At 62.9% G+C, this 18,550-nt stretch carries 18 protein-coding genes; 16 read left to right on the top strand and 2 right to left on the bottom strand.

The features are described from left to right. Positions 1–190 precede the first annotated feature (190 nt). From E1958_RS05645 to E1958_RS05570, 15 genes are all read left to right on the top strand, one after another. Positions 191–736 (top strand): hypothetical protein, encoded by a 546-nt coding sequence (locus E1958_RS05645; protein ID WP_133511005.1) that lies wholly within the window; start codon positions 191–193, stop codon positions 734–736. Between the two features lie 67 nt (positions 737–803). After that, positions 804–1,487 carry an NADPH-dependent F420 reductase gene (locus E1958_RS05640; RefSeq protein WP_133511004.1) on the top strand — a complete coding sequence of 228 codons (684 nt, stop codon included), beginning with the start codon at positions 804–806 and terminating at the stop codon, positions 1,485–1,487. 99 nt (positions 1,488–1,586) lie between these two features. Further along, positions 1,587–3,014 (top strand): alpha-amylase, encoded by a 1,428-nt coding sequence (locus tag E1958_RS05635; protein WP_133511003.1) that lies wholly within the window; start codon positions 1,587–1,589, stop codon positions 3,012–3,014. Between the two features lie 89 nt (positions 3,015–3,103). After that, entirely contained in the window at positions 3,104–3,544 is a 441-nt protein-coding gene (locus E1958_RS05630; RefSeq protein WP_133511002.1) for an ester cyclase, read from the top strand. 31 nt (positions 3,545–3,575) lie between these two features. After that, positions 3,576–4,022 carry an ester cyclase gene (locus E1958_RS05625; protein ID WP_133511001.1) on the top strand — a complete coding sequence of 149 codons (447 nt, stop codon included), beginning with the start codon at positions 3,576–3,578 and terminating at the stop codon, positions 4,020–4,022. Between the two features lie 12 nt (positions 4,023–4,034). Continuing rightward, entirely contained in the window at positions 4,035–4,880 is an 846-nt protein-coding gene (locus E1958_RS05620; protein ID WP_089726785.1) for a hypothetical protein, read from the top strand. A gap of 386 nt (positions 4,881–5,266) precedes the next feature. Further along, positions 5,267–6,040 (top strand): hypothetical protein, encoded by a 774-nt coding sequence (locus E1958_RS05615; protein WP_133511000.1) that lies wholly within the window; start codon positions 5,267–5,269, stop codon positions 6,038–6,040. A 194-nt stretch (positions 6,041–6,234) separates the two neighbouring features. After that, complete coding sequence (locus E1958_RS05610; RefSeq protein WP_133510999.1) at positions 6,235–7,059, top strand: hypothetical protein; 825 nt, start codon at positions 6,235–6,237, stop codon at positions 7,057–7,059. 255 nt (positions 7,060–7,314) lie between these two features. Next, the gene (locus E1958_RS05605; RefSeq protein WP_133510998.1) at positions 7,315–8,181 is read left to right on the top strand and encodes a type 1 glutamine amidotransferase domain-containing protein; all 867 of its coding nucleotides are present in this window, start codon (positions 7,315–7,317) and stop codon (positions 8,179–8,181) included. A gap of 221 nt (positions 8,182–8,402) precedes the next feature. Further along, positions 8,403–9,266 (top strand): PD-(D/E)XK nuclease family protein, encoded by an 864-nt coding sequence (locus tag E1958_RS05600; RefSeq protein WP_243448313.1) that lies wholly within the window; start codon positions 8,403–8,405, stop codon positions 9,264–9,266. Between the two features lie 757 nt (positions 9,267–10,023). Then, a complete protein-coding gene (locus tag E1958_RS21890) occupies positions 10,024–10,182 on the top strand; it encodes a hypothetical protein (RefSeq protein ID WP_165741599.1) in 159 nt (52 codons plus the stop codon). A gap of 70 nt (positions 10,183–10,252) precedes the next feature. Next, complete coding sequence (locus E1958_RS05585) at positions 10,253–12,889, top strand: alpha-amylase family glycosyl hydrolase (protein WP_133510996.1); 2,637 nt, start codon at positions 10,253–10,255, stop codon at positions 12,887–12,889. Between the two features lie 833 nt (positions 12,890–13,722). Next, positions 13,723–14,988 carry a molybdopterin molybdotransferase MoeA gene (locus E1958_RS05580; RefSeq protein ID WP_133510995.1) on the top strand — a complete coding sequence of 422 codons (1,266 nt, stop codon included), beginning with the start codon at positions 13,723–13,725 and terminating at the stop codon, positions 14,986–14,988. Then, a complete protein-coding gene (gene moaD / locus E1958_RS05575) occupies positions 14,985–15,239 on the top strand; it encodes a molybdopterin converting factor subunit 1 (protein ID WP_133510994.1) in 255 nt (84 codons plus the stop codon). The genes E1958_RS05580 and moaD overlap by 4 nt, the downstream gene beginning before the upstream one ends. Before the next feature lie 34 nt (positions 15,240–15,273). After that, positions 15,274–15,738 carry a DUF4124 domain-containing protein gene (locus tag E1958_RS05570; protein ID WP_133510993.1) on the top strand — a complete coding sequence of 155 codons (465 nt, stop codon included), beginning with the start codon at positions 15,274–15,276 and terminating at the stop codon, positions 15,736–15,738. A 265-nt stretch (positions 15,739–16,003) separates the two neighbouring features. Here the strand turns inward: E1958_RS05570 and E1958_RS05565 are convergent, their stop codons facing one another. Next, entirely contained in the window at positions 16,004–16,885 is an 882-nt protein-coding gene (locus E1958_RS05565; protein ID WP_133510992.1) for an HAD family hydrolase, read from the bottom strand. A 9-nt stretch (positions 16,886–16,894) separates the two neighbouring features. Then, positions 16,895–18,349, bottom strand: coding sequence for a glycosyltransferase family 4 protein (locus E1958_RS05560; RefSeq protein ID WP_133510991.1), 1,455 nt, complete (start codon positions 18,347–18,349; stop codon positions 16,895–16,897). 14 nt (positions 18,350–18,363) lie between these two features. Here E1958_RS05560 and E1958_RS20160 point away from each other — a divergent pair, with 14 nt between their 5' ends. After that, complete coding sequence (locus E1958_RS20160; RefSeq protein WP_165741598.1) at positions 18,364–18,510, top strand: type II toxin-antitoxin system VapC family toxin; 147 nt, start codon at positions 18,364–18,366, stop codon at positions 18,508–18,510. Positions 18,511–18,550 lie beyond the last annotated feature (40 nt).

Below are 18,550 nucleotides of genomic sequence, written 5' to 3'. Positions count from 1 at the left end.
CAGACAGGTGGGAATGCCGTTGTGGCCGCTCCAGCGGCCGAGATCCCTGGCTCCGCTCGGGACCAGGTTTCATGACGCTGGAGCGTCTGGATTTGGCTCCCACGCTGGAGCGTGGGAGCCAACGGCAGGCCTGCGGGAACGCCCGGGGCCTGCCCTGTCCCTGGGCCTATCGAGTGAAACGGAGGGTGTCATGCGTATTGCAGGTGAATCGGTCGAGAGAGAAGTCCCGTCTCGAGAAGGTGCTGTATATATAACTACAAGGCACGTTTACAAAGTATTCGGGGGTAGGACCAATCCTTACAACGTATTGGGCATATACAAAATCGCCGAGGCCAAAGGAGTGCCGGTTCCGAATACGGCGAAATTTACCGCGCAATTACAGGACGGCACTCATACGAGAACCATTGGTGGACTGCGTTCTACGCGCGTATCCGGCCGTTTTTTTCAGCTGAGCAAACCGGGTGGAGAAAGAATATTAATCAATGAGATTAGAAAGATTACAAATCGCAAGTTACTGGAGACTGTTATCGAGGGTTTGAGGAATGCGAGCAGGCACGGTGTCGTGGACCCTCAGGGCTTTATCGATGTGAATAGAAATCCTCCTCTTACCTTTATCGATCTCCATAGCCGGGGGACGCCCAATACGGCTAGTTTTGAAGAAGTTTTGGAGGCAGCGGAAACACAATTGAATGAACTGGCGGGCACCCCGAGCAGATCGAGGACGCCTGGCCGGTAGTAGTAAATGTTCGGCTTTCGGCTCAACAACCAGTACGGCGTGTAATCGACTGACAGGAAATAGGCCTATGAAAATCGCAGTCATCGGAACCGGAATCGTCGGCAAGACACTGGCCGGCAAGCTCGCTACCCTGGGCCACCAGGTCACGCTGGGCACGCGTGATCCCAAGGCCACCCTGAAACGCACCGAGCCCGATCTGTTCGGGAAACCGCCGGTCGCGGTCTGGCGCAAGGACTATCCCGCGGTTGGTCTCGAGCCCTTCGCCCAGGCGGCAGGCGGCGCCGAGCTCGTCATCAATGCCACCCTGGGCATCGCCTGTCTGGAGGCTCTGGAGGCCACCGGGGCAGCCAATCTGGACGGCAAGCTCCTGATCGATGTCTCCAACCCCCTGGACTTCTCGCAGGGTATGCCCCCCTCACTGGCGATTTGCAATAAGGACTCCCTGGGTGAGCAGATCCAGCGCAAATTCCCACTTGCCAAGGTCGTCAAGACCCTGAACACCGTGAACGCGGCCTTGATGATCGAGCCGGGTCAGCTGCAGGGCGGCCAACACACCATGTTCGTAGCCGGCAACGACACCGAGGCCAGGACCGAGGTGAGTGGCTATCTCAAGGAATGGTTCGGCTGGCAGGATGTGCTTGATCTGGGGGACATCACCAATGCCCGCGGCATGGAGATGTTGCTGCCCTTGTGGATCCGGATCTACGGCGCTACGGGAAACCCGATGTTTGCGTACCGCATTGTGCGCTGAGGAAAGTGTCGCAAGCGAGAGGAAGAGGCTGCTTAACAAAAGGCTCCGGACTGCCTCAACTCTCATCACTTTTCACTAAGACAAGGAAGGAGCATGACCATGGCAAACAACGACACCATGATGCAGTACTTTCATTGGAATCTTCCCGCCGACGGGACCCTGTGGAACCAAATCGAGAGGGAGGCCGGCAATCTGGCGGCGGCCGGTATCACGGCACTCTGGTTGCCTCCGCCCACTAAGGGTACGAGTGGATCGGATGTCGGCTACGGCGCCTATGATCTGTGGGATTTGGGCGAATTCGACCAGAAGGGCTCGGTGCGTACCAAGTATGGGACGCGGGCCGAGCTGGAGGCCGGGGTGCGGGGGGCCCATGCCGCAGGGCTCCGGGTCTATATCGACGTGGTTTTCAACCATAAGGGAGGTGCGGACGCCACCGAGCGGGTGCGCGGCACCCCGGTCAATCCCGACAACCGCAACCAGACAGTGGGGGAGGAACGGGAGATCGAGACCTGGACCGTCTTCGACTTCCCCGGTCGCGGTGATCGGTATTCCAGCCTCAAGTGGCGCTGGTGGCATTTCGATGCCGTGGACTATGACCAGCTCACGCGCTCCATCGGTACCATCTATCGGCTGCGTGAGAAAGGCTTCGATACCCCCGTAGGCGGGGAGTTCGGCAACTACGACTACCTGCTGTTTGCCGACATCGACATGGATTCCGAGGAGGCGCGCGCGGATCTGCACGCCTGGGGCGAATGGATCGTGCGTACCCTGGATGTGGACGGCTTCCGCTTCGACGCGGTCAAGCATGTCCGGTCCTTCTTCTTCAATGAATGGCTCGATGCCTTGCGCAGACGTTTCCCCGCCAAGGCGTTCTTCTCCGTAGGTGAGCACTTCACCGGGGATCCGGCGACCCTCGGTCGCTTCCTGGAGCAGACCGGCCAGCGCATGTCCCTGTTCGATTTTCCGCTGTTCTTCAATCTGCGCGCGGTCTCCCACGGCAACGGCAGTTTCGATATGCGCAACCTGGTGCACAACACCCTGGTGGCGCAGAGCCCTGAGTGGGCGGTCACCTTCGTCAGCAACCACGACGTCTTCCGTAATCCGGACGAGGATGTGGCCGATTGGTTCAAGCCGCTGGCCTATGCCTTCATCCTGTTGCGGGATCAGGGCTACCCCTGTGTGTTCTACGGTGACTACTACGGAACACCGGGACGGACCTCGCACCGGGTGGTCCTGGATGCCCTGTTGGCGGCCCGTCGTGACCACGCCTACGGCCCGCAACAGGACTATTTCGATCACGAGAATGTGGTCGGCTGGACCCGCCTGGGGGACGAGGAACACCCCAAGGCCATGGCCGTGGTCATGAGCGATGGCCCCGGCGGTGACAAGACCATGTTGGTCGGTCGGCACAATGCCGCGTTTCGAGATATCACCGGCCATATCACCGACACCATCACCAGCGATGGGAACGGCAGTGGGGTGTTTCCCTGCAATGGCGGGTCGGTGTCGGTGTGGGTTGAGGTATGAGCCTGATCGCCGGGCTCGGATAGGTAAGGTAAAGAACCGACTAGGATGGACAACGAGAAGGATATCGAGAACAAGGGGAGTTAACTGAGATGAGTAACGAAAAGGGTCTTGAGGACAACAAGGAACTGGTGCGCCGCTGCGTCCAGGAGGTGTGGAACGGTGGTCGGGAGGAGGTGATCGGCGAGCTGATCCACCCGAACTTCCGCCGTCATCATCCGCGCAATTCCGACTTCGACACTTACGGGCAGGACGGTTGCACGGCCTGGGTGAACCGGGTCCGTTCCGCGCTTCCGGATCTCCACCTGGCCGTCGAGCACCTGTTTGCCGAAGGCGACCGGGTCGTGCTGCACCTGCTCGGAACCGGCACCCAGCGGGGTCCGCTCTATGGCGTGTCGGCTTCCGGAACGGCGCTCCGGTTTACGGTCACCGGCGTGGTGCGCGTCGCCGAGGGCAAGATCGCCGAAGGTTGGGCCATTCCCGATGAACTCGGCATCCGGCAACAGCTCGGCCTGGTAGCACCCCTCGGTTAAATCCAACTACTCGGCATGGAGGTGACAACTCATGAGTAGCGAAGACAACAAGCAAGTGGTACGGCGCTTTTACGATGAGGTGATGGGCGCAGGTCGGGTGGAAGTACTGGACGAGGTGATGGTGGAAGACTTCATCGATCACGGTGAGGCCTTGTTCGGTAGCCCCCGGGGCCGGGAGACCCTGCGCCAGAGCATTGGGGCGGTCCACGGCATCCTACCGGGTCTGTACGTGAGCCTGCACGAGATCATAGCCGAAGGAGATCTGGTCGGGGTACGGGGGACGATGCGTTGCCGACACGGAGGGAATTTCCTCGGCGTAGCGGGAACCGGCCACGAGCTGAGCTGGGAAGGCATCGCCATCTTTCGCCTCGCCGCAGGCCGGATCGCCGAGCGCTGGTTCAACTCCGACAGCATCAGCATCTTCCGGCAGCTTGGTCTCGCGCCGTCCGGCGCGGCGGTCGCCAGTGAACTCGGATAAGGAGGCAAGACCATGACATCCATGCTGCCGACTCTCAACGAAGGGTTCACCACGGCGAGCCTCGAGGGTGCCTACGCCGTGACCAGCGTAAGCACCGGCGGGCACGGTGAGAGTGCCGCCATCGGGGTGTTCCGTTTCTCCGGTACGGGCCGATTTACCGGCAATATCACGGTAAACGGCGTCGGGCAATTATTCGGTGAACGTCAAGTGATGCAGGCCTCACTGGAAGGTACTTACGTGGTGGACGAAAACGGCTCGGGCTACGGCTCCTCCCGTGCGACCGTGAGTTTCACGCAAGGTTTCACCCGCGAGGTCACGACCACCATCCTCATCACCAAAGCCGAGCTCGTGGGCGAAACCCTGGTTGCCCAAGAGCTTTCACTGATGGAGGACGGCTTCGAACCGGTGACAGGCGCCTTGAACATGGTGCAGGCAGTCCGCTATCCCGACGGCGGCGAGTTCTCGCTGGCGAGCTTCCAGGGGACCTACGGCGGACCTGGCATCGGCCGTGGTAGCCGGACGCCGGCCGCCGCCATCGGGATCGGCGCGGTCAACTTCGATGGCCAGGGCCGTTTCACGGCGGTCGACATCCAGAACCTGCCGGGCTCCGGCTTTCGCGAACGCCGCAATGCCACCTTCGACACCTCCGACGGTCGCTATACGGTCAATCCGGACGGAACCGGCATGATCATCGCCCCCGGCGGTCAAGCCCATCTGGTCATCAGCCGGGCCCGCGCCGACGGCGATCTCAAGGTCGCGCTGGAGTATTTCTTCATTACCAACGACCTGCATCCGCTGACCGGAGATCTGGTCATCACCAGGGTCTCCAAGCGACTGCCCGGTAAGCCGGCAAGATAGCCCTAGGATGCCCCTTATGGAGATAGGCATGCAGGGAGATTGATTAACCGCTTGAGACGCACAGGGCGCAGGGCGTTTGCGACCAGGCTGCGGTTGGGCTGTGGATAGGGGGTCGGCTGGGTTGAGGGACGAAACCCGGCATGGTCGCTGTGCCCGAGTGCGGAATCCTTTTTTCGGCTCGTTCCCACGCTTTAGCGTGGGAACGCAAGTGTGGCCGCTCCAGCGGCCAATCCCCCCTTCGTCGGGACAAGGGTTACATGACGCTGGAGCGTCAAGGATTCGCTCCCACGCTGGAGCGTGGGAGCCAGAGATCGCGTTCTCTGCGTCCTCAGCGTCTCTGCGGTTATACGCTCAGGTGTGCCGGCCGCAAGAATGGAGGAATCGAGGTGACTGATTATGTTTTCACAGCTGCGAGCCTGACCGGGACCTATGCGGTCGCAATGGAGGGAGAGGGTGGCTACGCGCCCTATGCGGCCCTTGGCCTGATCAGCTTCGATGGGACAGGCACTGTCAGTGGTTATTTCACGGAGAGTCGGGTCGGCCCGACCTTCGGCGAGCGGGAGCTTGTGAGACAACCCTACCGGGGACGCTACCGGGTAAACGCCAATGGATTGGGCACCCTTCACCCCGAGGACTCGGATGAGGTCGACTGCTACCTCGCGGTGCGGGAGGTCACCGACCACCCTTCCGGCCCCGGCGTCCGGGAGATCGCCCTCATCTTTCGGACCTTGGATCCGGCCAGCGGTAGCCTGCGGACCGGCGTCGGATGGCTGCGGCCCGCGGAGGCCCGGTACGGCAATGCCAGCCTGGACGGTCGTTACACCGGTTTTGCCGTCGGTCGCGGCGGCCAAACGCCGATGGCCGGTTTCGGTGTGCTGCGCTACGACGGCTCAGGGGAGTTCTCGGAGGAGAATGTGTCCAACGGACAAGGAGAGACGGTCGCTCTGCGGCAGTTCGTTCCGGGTACCGACGCCGGACGCTATACCATCGCTGATAACGGCACCGGGACCCTAGCCGGGGGTGGTGTGTTGCTGCTGATTACCCGCGTCAGCCTCAGCGCAGGCCAGGCCCGGGCCGAGGAGTACCGTTTCATGGTGCGCGCTCCGGTCCCGATCAACGGCGCGCACTTTACCGGCGTCGTGCGGCGGATTTCGGACTGAGACCAGGCCGGCTGGATCGGGATCGGTGCGCATTCCTGCATTGCATCGGCGAGTGAGCTCGAACGTGCCTTGGCCTGATCTACAGGGCCGGACCGTATCGGGTGTCGCCGTTTGCGATACCCGCCGATAGGCGGAAAGTTCGGATGAGGATGAACACGGAAAAAGCCGTAAGGTGAATATTTTGGAGGTTTGCTATGGTGAAGTCGGGAGCATTCAGTAATGCCAGTATCCGAGGCCTGTACGCGTTGACCAGCCTTGCCGAAAGAGGTCGGGTGCCGGGCGCCTCGATCGGCATGCTTCGGTTCGAAGGCCAAGGAAACATTTCGGGGCAGATCATTACCAATATGCCTGGGCGGACCTATCAGGAACGGCAGGTTCAGGAAGGTTCGGTGGAGGGAACCCTTACCGTCGATGAGTCCGGCTTGGGCTTTGGCCGGGCAGAAATCGTGTACCGTTATGGCGACGGCATAGTGTTGACCACCGCCGCCCGGTTCATGATTAATCAGGCCGAGACCTCGAGCACCGAGGCCATGGCGCAAAGCCTGACAGTAATGCAAGAAGGCCTTGATCCCGCGACAGGGGGCCTTGTCACGACGTTCCTGACGCGCTTGCCTGATGAGGGTGTGTTCGGGCTCGAGAGTCTGCGCGGCACTTACTCGGGCGTCGGGTTCGCCTACGGTGGCCTATCCCCTGTCTCAGGTACTGGGTATATCACTTTCGATGGTCAGGGCGGAACCAACGCATCCAATGTCCAGAACTTCCCTGGGGCGAACTTCGGTGAGCGGGTTTTCGTCACGTTCGACACCCCAGCGGGGCAGTATACGATCGGTGAAAACGGCATCGGCACCATTACCTCGGCACAGGAGTATGAAGTCGGAGCAGTCGCCGATCTGGTGGTCACTCGCGCGAAGGTGATCGGCGGCGTCAAAGTCGCCCAGGAGTATTTCTGGTTCCTGAGGGACCTATTACCCACGGGCGGTCTGGCAACCAGCCGCATCAGCAAACAATTCCCTGATTAAGCTCGCCGCGCCCGGAGGGAGCCCCCCAAATGTGCCGAGGCGGCGTTACAGCGCTTGGCGATAAGGAGAACGTCGCCAACGCACAAGGAGAGACGGTCACTCTGCGGCAGTTCGTTCCGGGTACCGACGCCGGACGCTATACCGTCGCTGATGACGGCACCGGGACCCTAGTAGGTAGGTTGGGCAAAGCCGCCAGGGACGGCGGCGTGCCCAACAAACATAGGTATTGGGTACAGGCCATAGAAGGAGAAATCAATGAGCAAACAGATTCTATTCGTATTGTCCGAATGGGGCTATTGGGGCGAGGAGCTGGTGGGACCCCTGGAGGCCTGTGATGCCGAAGGTTACGGGGTCAGCTTCGTCACCCCCACCGGCCAGCGGCCCTTGGCGCACCCGGTGAGCATGAGCCCCGGCTTCATCGACCCACCCCTCGGGCGCTCGGTCGTCTCGGAAGAAATGGCGGAGAAGACCCGTGCCATCGAGGCCTCCGACCGGCTTCACAACCCGCTGAACCTGGCGGAGTGGCTCCCGGTCCGGCCCTATCCCAGCTCGGCCACCTACCTACGGGACATGGAGGCCTACTATGCCCGCCGCGAGGAGATTCGCGAGCAGGATCTGGCCCGGTATGACGCCCTGGTGATCGTCGGCGGCAGCGGCGCTTTGGTGGATCTGGCCAACAACCAGCGCCTGCATGACCTCATCATCGGCTTCGTGCAGCTGGACAAGCTGGTGGTCTGCGAGTGTTACGGCGTCTCCTGCTTGCCCTTCGCCCGCGAGATCGACGATCGGGAATGCCTGATCCGGGGCAAACAGGTCACCGGCCATGTCATCGAGTACGACTATCTGGACGGTACCGCCTTCGCCGGACCCCATGATGTGGACGGCACCAACCGGGGCTTCGGCGACGGCTTCATCAACTTCGGCCCGCCCTTCTATCCGTTGGAATACATCCTGCGCGACGCGGTTGGCCCGGAGGGCGGCTTTCACGGCAATGTCGGGCGCCGTACCTCGGTCATCCTGGACTGGCCCTTCCTCACCAGCCGTTCGACCGCCTCTTCCGTAGAGTGCGGGCGCGTCCTGATCGAGGCCCTGGAACGGGGCCTGCGGCGACACGGGTGGTGAAGGGGATAATGCCATTGCAGGCACCGCGTGGTTGTCTGTCGGTAGGTGTTGCCGGAATCCCAAGTGCCATGGATAGGTACCATGGATGGCAAAACGATGGAGGTGTTGAACAATTACGGCAGAAAATTCGGATGCTGGGCAGAGACGGACTAGACTAGTGACTCGGGTGCCGACCTGAAGGGTCCGCCAATCACGCCAAGAAAGAAGATCGGATAAATGTCATGACCCAGCCCATGCTTACCGAAACCACCGTTCGCGACTTGATCCGTCAGGAACTGCCCGTTCTGTTACAGGAAGACCGGAAAATCTGCGACTCGATCACCGAGCTTGGCCGAGAACGGTTCGCCGATCGTGACCGCACCGACGGACGTATCGAACAGATGTTGGACGAACTGCGCCGCGATCGGGAACGGAGCGACCGCAAGTGGAAAGAGCAACAGGCGGAAGACAAGCGAAGATGGGAAGAGAATACCCGTAGGTGGGAAGAGCAACGGGCGGAAGACAAGCGAAGAGAGGAAGAAAATACCCGCAAGTGGGAAGAGAATGCCCGCAGGTGGAAAGAGCAACGAGCGGAAGACAAGCGAAGATGGGAGGAGAATACCCGCAAGTGGGAAGCGCACGTCCAGGAAAACAAGCGGGAATCCGAACGGCTGCATGAAGAAATCATGGCCGTTGTTGCCAAGGTCGACCGCAGCATCGGTGCCCTTGGAGCACGCTGGGGGCTCAATACCGAACGCTCCTTTCGTGATGCCTTGGCGGCGATCCTGGAAAAGAGTTTCGGGGTAGCGGTCATCAACGTCAACGAATTCGACGACGAAGGGACGGTGTTCGGGCGGCCCGAGCAGGTGGAGCTGGATGTGGTCATCCATAACGGCATCCTGATCCTCATCGAGATCAAATCATCCGTCAGTAAGGCCGATATGCATATCTTCGAGCGCAAGGCGCGCTTCTACGAGCGTCGCCACGAGCGCCAAGCGCAACGGCTCATCGTGATCTCACCCATGATCGACCCACGGGCCAAAGAGGTCGGTAAAGACTTGGGGATCGAGCTCTATGCCGATTCCATGGAGGTACCGGTCCGATGAGGACCCCCCACTACCTTGCGACTAATAGGATCTTCACGGAAGCGTTAGCCGCGAATAACGCAAATGAACACAATGGGGTAGTGGTTAAGGTTCAAATGGAAACAGTGCCACTCGCAGTGGGTTGGGCACGCCATACGTTACGCTCCCTCTCCCACCGAGGGTATCGTAAAAGGTGACGCCCGACGCGGTCATTCTCGTTCCCACGCGCTGCGTGGGAACCTGGAAGCTCCGCGCCGCGGAGCGCATCAGGCCGGTGTATACACGGGAATCAAACCTGCCGGCTGTGCGGCGTTATCCGGTGTGGCCCGGAAGGCGTCTGCTCTGAGCGTTGCCGACAGCTGGTCATGGGGTCCGTAAGCCGTCTGAAAGACAGCGGTCCCAGCCGGACTCGCGTCCCCGGAAGCGCCGACATCTTGTCGGCTCCTGGGACCGCCGACATCTTGTCGGCCCTTGGGACCGCCGACATTCTGTCGGCTCCCGGGACCACCGATATTTCGTTGGCCCTTCCGGCTATCGGGTAAAACCTGAATGCCGAGTTGCCGGTCCAACTGGTCATCAGTCAGGCTTAGTTTTATCGTTCCCAGGCGCCGCGTGGGAACCAGAGACCGGGAGCGGGGCTTTTGCGACGCCCTCGCCGGGAGAGGGGTTGGGGAGAGGGGATCAAATCAGACAATGGGGCATGATGAACCGCTCTACGCCAACCATTTAGAAATTTACCACTACCCACGAAGGGACGCTGTTCGGGCGGCCCGGGCAGGTGGAGCTGGATGTCGTCATCCATAATGGCACCCTGATCCTCATTGAGATTTTCACTGAAAATTGCCGGGAGGAAATTTTTCAAGCTTTCTTGAGAGGAGCGAGACGCCCACGCACCATGATCCGCACAGGTATCGTCCGTTGCGATACCTACCGGTAGGCAGGAAGTTCAAATCGGAATGAACCCGGCGGTGTTACCGCCGTGGCCACGCATCGAGGAGGATAGGAACATGTCACTCACTGTCCATTTCAAACGCCCCGTCGGTTGGGGTGAGGCCATCAACGTCCACCATTGGAATACGGCACCAGGGGATGCACCGACCACCTGGCCGGGGGTGCCCATGACGGCGGAGGGGAATGACTGGTTTGCATTTACATGGCAAGGCGCGGACGCCGCTGACATGGTTTTCAACGACGGCGCCGGCCGCCAGACCGGCAACCTGCGCCGGGAGCGGGACGGCTGGTTCTTCACCGGCAACACCTGGTACGACGAAAACCCGGAGCGGCCCCAGATCCCGGTAGTGCGGGCGAGCCTCCGCGGCGGACTCTACAACCGGGCCCAACAGGTCATCCTCGAAGGCTCGAACGACGACGACAGCTTCTTCTACACCCTGGATGGTACGGAACCCACGACCGCATCCCCACGCTATGCCGGACCCATTAGCGTCGATCGAACGGCAACCCTGGCAGTGATCGGCGTCAACAGCGCGGGCGAGCAGGGTCAGATCCGCACCTTCACCTACACCATCGACCCGAACGCCGACCTGGAGCGCCCGGTCATCACCTCGAGTCACGACAGTGGGACCCATGCGGACCCCATCGATGCGGTGTTTACCGTGCGCGACAACCGACCCGCGCCCATTACCGCCTACTTCACCCTCGACGGCAGCGAGCCTGGCCTATCCGCATCCGTCTATGTGGCAGGAAACGCCGCGGACGGATTGGCCGGCCCGGCCATACCCATCACCGCCACCACCAGCGTGCGGTTCCTGGTGGTGGACGGCGCCGGCAACCGGACCCGGCGCAGCTTCTACTTCAACATCGGTCCCAGCGTGGCCCCCGGTGATTTCCGCGCGGAGACCATCTATTTCCTCATCACCACCCGCTTCTACGACGGCGACCCGAGCAACAACTATTTCTGCCGCGACCGCATCCGCTTCAACCTACAAACCGGCGAGGCGGAAGACCCCCACTGGCGGGGCGACTTCCGCGGCCTCATCCAACGCCTGGATTACCTCCGGGATCTCGGCTTCACCGCCATCTGGATCACGCCGCCGGTAGAGAACCGCTCCGGGCTGGACTACCACGGCTACCACGCCTATGACTGGACCCGCATCGACCCGCGGTTGGAGTCCCCCGATGCCACCTATCAAGACCTCATCAACGAGGCCCACGCCCGCGGCATCAAGATCATCCAGGACGTGGTCATCAACCACTCCTCCCAGTACGGCATCCGCGGCCAGGTGTGGATCGACCACTTGCCCATCAAATACTACGTGCCCCAGGGCTCCCAGCAGGGGCGCATCGACAACGGGCCCTACCAGGGCAATCTCGGCGATTACACGCACCCCGCCCGGGCGGACAACGACAATCCCGTGGCCCCTGCCTGGTTCCGTGAGCGCCAGGAGCGGGACCCCCAGGGCACCGAACCCCTGACCGATCCCCTGACCGGCGCCCGCGTGCCCAACCCGGGTTACAACCCCAACCGCTTCTTCGGCATCGACGCCACGCGCCTGGACCCCACCTGGTACCACCAGGAAGGCTTCGTCATGGGTGGCGATTGGGAATCCCAATGGCCCCTGCAGAGCCGTCACATGGCCGGCGACTGCATCGACCTCAACACCGAGAACCAGGTGGTCAAGGACTATCTGATCGGCGCCATCAACCGCTATCTCGACATGGGCGTCGACGCCCTGCGCATCGACACCGTCAAACACATCGAGCGCGGCAACCTGCTCGAATACGTCAACGCCTGGAAGGCCCACAAGCCGGGGCTGTTCGTCTTCGGCGAGAACCTGGTCAAAGGCACCGGCTGGGGCGACCTGTTCGGCGATGACAATGGCCCCTCGACCATCCGCCCCTGGTGGTACACACGCCTGGGGGGCGACCCGCGCAATCCCAATTCGGGCGGGGACTCGGGTTTTTCGGTGCTCGACTTCGGACTCTTCTCCACCTTCCGCGACAATGTGAGTCGCGGCCACTACGGGGGCATCGGCGGCATCCTCGCAAACGACTGGGTCTACGGCGATGCTACCCAGCTTGTAACCTTCCTCCAGAACCACGACGTGGGTCCCGACAACGACTTCCGCTTCCGGTTCCAGGGCGATGACTGGATGGCGGCCGCCGCCTACAACCTACTCTGGACCATCCGCGGCATCCCCTGCCTCTATCAGGGCGAGGAGATTGCCTTCATGCGCGCCGCGCCCCAGGACATCATCAGCAACAATGACACCCTGGAGACCACCGGCCGCGCCTACTTCGGCGACCAGCTGACCGATGAGCGCCTCCCCGAGACCCAAAGCCATTCCCTGTACCGGCATATCCGGCGCCTCAATCAGATCCGCCGGGCGATCCCCGCCCTGCAGAAGGCCCCCATGAGCCGCGTGGGAGAGTGGGGCAGCGGCATGAGCTTCGTGCGCGACCACAACAACGGCGAGAGCTATTGCGTGGTCGGGCTCGCCGTCGGCTCGGATCAGAACATCAGCGTCGGCAACGTCCGCAACGGTACCTACCGGGACGCCGTCACCGGCAATGAGCTCCGGATCGGCGGTGGTACCATCTCCTTCCAGGTGCGTGCCAACTCCGCCGGTATCTATGTCCTCAACGGCCCGGGACGGATCGGCGAAGAAGGCCCGTACTTGCGTTAGGACTTCGAAAAAAAACGACGAATCACGCGAATCGGCGCGAATCCATTCGCGAGGATTTGCGTGATTCGCAGCGATCGATTTTCCGATTACCGGAATTTAGCCTGGTGGACACAGCCCACCCTGCGGGCTGCCACCCGGCGGGTGACGGCGCGCCCACCGCCGCTGCAATCACGGCGCCTGGCCCACGCGCCTGACCCGCCCTACGGGCTGGGTTTCGCTCCTCAACCCAGCCTACCACTTGTCATTCCGAGCGCAGCGAGGGATCTGATTGGGCACGCCGTCTGCCTGCCGGGAGGTACCCATCATCGATGGGCATGCGGCGCTTGGTGCATCCGATCAAGCCGTCGCGGCCGGGAAACTTCCGTGGCATAACCGCACCTTGAAATCACCCTGATCGGCGCTTGTTTTGCCCATCCTACGGGCTGCCATCCGGCGGGTGACGGCGCGCCCACCGCCGCCACAATCGCGGCGCCTGGCGCACGCGCCTGGCCCGCCCTACGGGCTCGATTGATGCGGTTCGCGCGGCTAGGGTTTACACTGGCCGGCAAGCCCAGAACCACCGTGCTCACCGCATCCTACGTTACTGGTTCTGAACCGCCGAAGCCGGTAGGATGGGGTGAGCCGCCGGGCGCGGGACGCACCCGGCGGCGAACCGCATCTTTGGACGGTGGAGGTGTCCAACACTCGTCCCGACCGTAGGGAGAGATCTCTGTGTCGGCACGGACTATCCAAAGATACGGTTCGCTACGTTCACCGCATCCCACAGGTTTTGCCCGATCCATGCTGCTACCTTAGGGGTGCAAAGAGGGTTTTCGGCATTCCGTGGGGAACGCATGACTACGCATAACGACTGCTCCGAGATATCCCGGTCACAGCTGTCCGTGGAGGAGGCCCTTGAGCTCCTGTTGGCCCAGTCCCGGCCCATCGCGGACAGCGAGCGGGTCCCCACCCGGTCCGGGCTCGGGCGGGTGCTGGCCGAGTCCGTGGTGAGCACTATCGACGTACCCGGCTGGGACAACAGCGCCATGGACGGTTACGCGGTCCGTAGCGCCGACCTTGCGGCCAGCGGCGGCCGGTTGCCCGTCTCCCAGCGCATTCCGGCCGGCGTCGTCGGGCCATCCCTGGAGTCCGGCACGGCGGCGCGCATCTTCACCGGCGCCCCCGTACCCGCGGGTGCCGATACGGTGGTCATCCAAGAGTCGTGCACCACCGATGGCGATTGGGTTCGGGTCCCCCCGGACGTCAAGGCCGGCGCCAACATCCGCCGTACCGGCGAGGATATCGCCGCCGGCTCCCAGGTCATCTCGGCCGGTATCCGTCTCAGGGCCCAACACCTGGGACTCGCCGCCTCGGTAGGCGCCGCCGAGCTGACCGTCCGCCGCCGCCTGCGGGTCACCGTCTTCTCCAGCGGCGACGAGCTGGTCATGCCCGGTACCCCTTTGGGACCTGGGCAGATCTACAACTCCAACCGCTTTACCCTGATCGGCTTGCTGGAAGAACTGGGCTGTGAGGTCCGAGATCTGGGTATCGTCCGGGACACACTGGACGCCACTATGGAGGCCCTGGCCGAGGCGGCCGAGCGCTCGGATCTGATTCTGGCCAGCGGCGGTGTCTCCGTGGGCGAGGAGGACCATGTCAAGCCGGCGGTGGAGCGCCTGGGTAGCCTGGACCTGTGGCAGATCGCCATGCGTCCCGGCAAGCCGTTGGCCTTCGGCCACATCGGTGGCCACAGCGGCACGGGGCGGACCCCCTTCATCGGCAGCCCTGGCAATCCCGTCTCCCTGTTCGTCACCTTCTGCCTGTTCGCCCGGCCCTTCATCCGACGCATGCAGGGTATCGCGGGCTCTGTCCGACCCGCTGCGGTGACGGCCGAGGTGGGCTTCACATGGCCGCGACCGGCCAAGCGCCGCGAGTTCCAGCGCGCGCGCCTGGAGCCAGATGAGGGTGGCCGACCCCGGGTAAGCCTCTACCCCAACCGCTCTTCCGCTGTGCTCTCCTCCGTGGCCTGGGCCAACGGTCTGGCCGTCATCCCCGAGGGTCGGGTCTTGCAGGCGGGAGATCCCATCGAGTTCATTCCCTTCAGCGAGCTCACCGGATGATCAAGATCCTCTACTTTGCCCGCTTGCGTGAACAACTGGGGACCGCCGGCGAGGAGCTCCCGGCCGCGGCCGAACTGACGACAGTCGGCGACCTTATGGCCTTACTGCGTGATCGCGGCGGCGCCTGGTCTGAGCATCTGGCGGAGGGCGAGACTATCCTGGCAGCGGTCAATCAAGAGATGGCCCGTCCTGAGACGCCAATCAAGGACGGCGACGAAGTGGCCTTCTTTCCGCCGGTTACCGGGGGATAGGCCTCAGGGCGACCGAACAAGGAATTATTCCGACATGGCACAGGGGTTGAGTTCGGCAGGGACCGGCCACCGATCGCCACTCGTAATGGCCGCCTTCCCGCCGTTGATCCTGCTATTCGCCGCAACCGCCGGCGCCGCAACCAGCGTCTATCGCTGCGTTGCTTCCAATGGCAATCTCGAGTTTCGCCAAACGCCCTGCACCAGTGGTGCCGAGGGGCAGGAGATGCGGATCGAGGACCGCAGGACAGGTTGGAAACCGGCACGGACCAAGATCGAGCGGAAACCCAAAGGCCCGCCCGCCGCCGCTACCCGCAAGCGCAGAACGGAGAAAAGAAACCCCCCGGCGCTCGCCCGACAAGCGGAAAAATGCTGGAAGAGGCGCCGGCTGGTGGAAGCGATCAATCGGCAGCTCAGACACGGCTACAAGCCCGCTACGGGTGAAAGGCTGCGGCACAAACGGCGGGTTCACGAGGACTACATCCGTCGGTTCTGTAACTGATCGAAGAGTTTGGTCGAGATTATGCGAGTTACTTTGCGATTTTGGAGCTCATTTTGAGTTTGGCTTTCAACCAGAGGTAGTGGTAAACCTATAAGTGAAAAAGTAGAGCGATTCATCTTTTTGATCCCCTCTCCCCAACCCCTCTCCCGGCGGGAGAGGGGATATAGTAGCCAGTACCGTTGGTCATGTTATCACTTATACATTAGCCATTACCCAACCAGAGATAGCAGCTGTGGGTAGGGGTTCGATCTTCGCGCCTTACGGCTCAATCGGCCGGCAGGATGGCGTCGGTGGTCTGGGACAGGGCCGTGACGACGCGGTCGGGGACCACACTGGCGCAGCACGGATCGTCCTCGCGTAGGCGCAGGGAACGGGCGTCACCGGCAAACAGGGCGGTACGGCAACCGGTCAGGGACGCCGGCCAGATGTCGTTGCGCAGATCGTTGCCGACATAGAGCACCTCGCTCGGTGCAATGCCGTGGACCCGATCCAGGCCGGTAAGGGCTACCTGGTAGATGCGGGTGGAGGGCTTGGCCTCCAGCAGGCGGTAGGACCAGGCGCAGCACTCGGTATCGAATCCCAGGTCGGCGAGCGGGGCGCCGAGAAAGCCCTCCAGCATCAGGGGGGTGTAGAACTGGGCGTTGGATACGATGCCTAGCACCAGGGGACGTCGGCGCAGGTCTGCCAGCAGCCGGGCCAGACCCGGCATGGGCCAGACCGGGTTCACACGACACTCATACTCCACCGCCAAGCGTGCGAGCTTGTCCTGCGACGCCGGCACCTCGCCCCCCAGTACTTCGGCCCAGACAGCCAGGATGTCCACCTCCGGGAACTCGGTGCCGGCGGCCTGGCGCTGCGTATGAGAGGCACGGATGGCCTGCTCGAGCCGGGCCGGACCGGCAGTGGCCGGGGCCCTTATGCCGGCGGCGTCCAGGGCCGCGGCGAAGGCGCTGGTGGTATCCCGCTCCCCGGCCAGCCCGATGTCCCCGGAGGCGGAGATGACGAGGGTGCCGTAGACATCGAACAGCACCGCTCGGATTCCAGGCAGGGGATCGAGCTGGGGGGCGACATCCGTCGGACAGGGTTCCAGGGGGGTGGATAGATACCGGATGCGACCGACCAGGTAGTCGGGTATGGGCTGGGACATAATGATTCGTCAGGTTCTCAGAAGCAACAGGCGCTCGGGGGCCAGGAACCGTTCGAGCAGGACCGTCCCATCGGCGGCGCCCAGATTGGAATCGAGGGTTGCGTCCAACAGCGACCGATAGATGCGCTCGAGGCGGCGGCCATAGCCGGCGATGGAATAGTCACGCTCGGCCCGGGTCCGGTTGTGTGTGATGCGGTCCGCGGGAGTGGTGTCGGGCAGGCGCGCGGGGCGCAGGGAGGCGCGGTCGTGGGGATTGGAGGCCAGGTGACGGATGACCTCCTCCTGGGCGGTTTCGTCCAGGCGCCCGAAATCGATGTGCCCGTCGCGCACGGCGCTCGCCCACAGACGCCCCAGGTCGTCGGGCGTCTGGGGGCGGCCATACGCAGCCGCCAGGTCTGTGAGGGCCTGGTCCATGGCTCCGCGCAGGCGGTCCCGGTCGAGCCAGTCCAGGGGGACCTCCAGGCGTTCGTAGAGCCCCCCGAGGTCGAGCCCGGCCGCTACGAAGTCGCGGGTGATCTCGGGCAGGTCGCGGCCGACCAGGGGACGTCCCGCCAGCCAGGGTTCGAGGAAGGCAAGACCGAAGCCCTCGGCGACGCTGGTGGTGACCAGGGCGTGGGCCGAGGCGAGGAGGGCGGGGAAATCATCGATGCGGTTTCCGAGCTCGAACTCCAGGCCGAGCCCCAACGCTTGCGCCAACGCCACCCAGCGCCGGTAGCGGGGCTGTTCGGCCGGGTTTTGGGGGGCCTGGGTGGTTGCGAACAGGTCCTGCTCCGGGGCCAGCGTCGCCCAGAGCAAGAGCTCGCCCAGGTTCTTGCGCCGGATGGCACGGGTGGGATAGAGCCAGAGTCTAAGGTCCGGAAACGGGTCGGCGGATCGATCCGCCGGCGGCGACAGGTTCACCGCATTCGGCAGCAAATGCAGCCGGTCGTGGGGTATGCCCGCGGCGGCCAGGAAGCCGCGATCACGGTCATTGAGGACCGCATAATGCAGGTGCGCGGCCTGGGGGTAGAGCAGAGCGGAGAGTCGCGCCCTATCTCTCCCACCGAGCTCCTCGATCAGCCTGGCATAGAGGCCCGGGCGACCGTCCTCGGCGAAGTCGTGGGGCTGCAGCAGTAGGCGCTGGCCCTGCCGTGCCAGCGTGCACAGGGCCTCGGGGAGGGCCAGGTTCTTGCCCAGGCAGTGATTGTGGATATGCCACAGATCCGGCACATCCCCCAGCCCCGCCCGGGCCGTCCGCACCAGCTCTGCCGCGAGCTCCGCGGGACCCACCGCGGGCCGGTGTTCCTCGTAGGCAAGCGCCGGTACCGGGGCGAAGCCCACGCCTTCCGGCAGGGGCTGTCGGGGCGGCTCCCCGGCCACGACCAGCACCCGATGACCCGCCGCCGCAAGGGCCGTAGAGGCGTGCTCGATCACCCGGCTGACGCCGCCGGTCTGCAGGTGGAAGTGACTGATGAGGATGCGCATTCGGGACCTGACAGATGGGACGCTATGAAATGGTTTTGCTCGACACTTGCGCCATTATTTGGGACGCTTTAGAGCCTTCCAAATTAACCCAAAAAGCTAAAAAAGCTATTAAAGCTGACCAAAATTTGAGGGATGCAACCTTAGTAGAAACTATTTGGTGAAGGGCATAACGGGCAATAGGGAGCGTGGGAGCCAGATACA

Source organism: Candidatus Thiosymbion oneisti (assembly GCF_004359955.1).
GTDB classification, from domain to species: domain Bacteria; phylum Pseudomonadota; class Gammaproteobacteria; order Chromatiales; family Chromatiaceae; genus Thiosymbion; species Thiosymbion oneisti.
This window is presented reverse-complemented; position numbering and strand designations above follow the sequence as displayed.

Coding starts and splice junctions, on each gene's coding strand:
- E1958_RS05645 (WP_133511005.1), top strand. CDS start 191: ATGCGTATTGCAGGTGAATCGGTCGAGAGAGAAGTCCCGTCTCGAGAA.
- E1958_RS05640 (WP_133511004.1), top strand. CDS start 804: ATGAAAATCGCAGTCATCGGAACCGGAATCGTCGGCAAGACACTGGCC.
- E1958_RS05635 (WP_133511003.1), top strand. CDS start 1,587: ATGGCAAACAACGACACCATGATGCAGTACTTTCATTGGAATCTTCCC.
- E1958_RS05630 (WP_133511002.1), top strand. CDS start 3,104: ATGAGTAACGAAAAGGGTCTTGAGGACAACAAGGAACTGGTGCGCCGC.
- E1958_RS05625 (WP_133511001.1), top strand. CDS start 3,576: ATGAGTAGCGAAGACAACAAGCAAGTGGTACGGCGCTTTTACGATGAG.
- E1958_RS05620 (WP_089726785.1), top strand. CDS start 4,035: ATGACATCCATGCTGCCGACTCTCAACGAAGGGTTCACCACGGCGAGC.
- E1958_RS05610 (WP_133510999.1), top strand. CDS start 6,235: ATGGTGAAGTCGGGAGCATTCAGTAATGCCAGTATCCGAGGCCTGTAC.
- E1958_RS05605 (WP_133510998.1), top strand. CDS start 7,315: ATGAGCAAACAGATTCTATTCGTATTGTCCGAATGGGGCTATTGGGGC.
- E1958_RS05600 (WP_243448313.1), top strand. CDS start 8,403: ATGACCCAGCCCATGCTTACCGAAACCACCGTTCGCGACTTGATCCGT.
- E1958_RS05585 (WP_133510996.1), top strand. CDS start 10,253: ATGTCACTCACTGTCCATTTCAAACGCCCCGTCGGTTGGGGTGAGGCC.
- E1958_RS05580 (WP_133510995.1), top strand. CDS start 13,723: ATGACTACGCATAACGACTGCTCCGAGATATCCCGGTCACAGCTGTCC.
- moaD (WP_133510994.1), top strand. CDS start 14,985: ATGATCAAGATCCTCTACTTTGCCCGCTTGCGTGAACAACTGGGGACC.
- E1958_RS05570 (WP_133510993.1), top strand. CDS start 15,274: ATGGCACAGGGGTTGAGTTCGGCAGGGACCGGCCACCGATCGCCACTC.
- E1958_RS05565 (WP_133510992.1), bottom strand. CDS start 16,885: ATGTCCCAGCCCATACCCGACTACCTGGTCGGTCGCATCCGGTATCTA.
- E1958_RS05560 (WP_133510991.1), bottom strand. CDS start 18,349: ATGCGCATCCTCATCAGTCACTTCCACCTGCAGACCGGCGGCGTCAGC.
- E1958_RS20160 (WP_165741598.1), top strand. CDS start 18,364: ATGGGACGCTATGAAATGGTTTTGCTCGACACTTGCGCCATTATTTGG.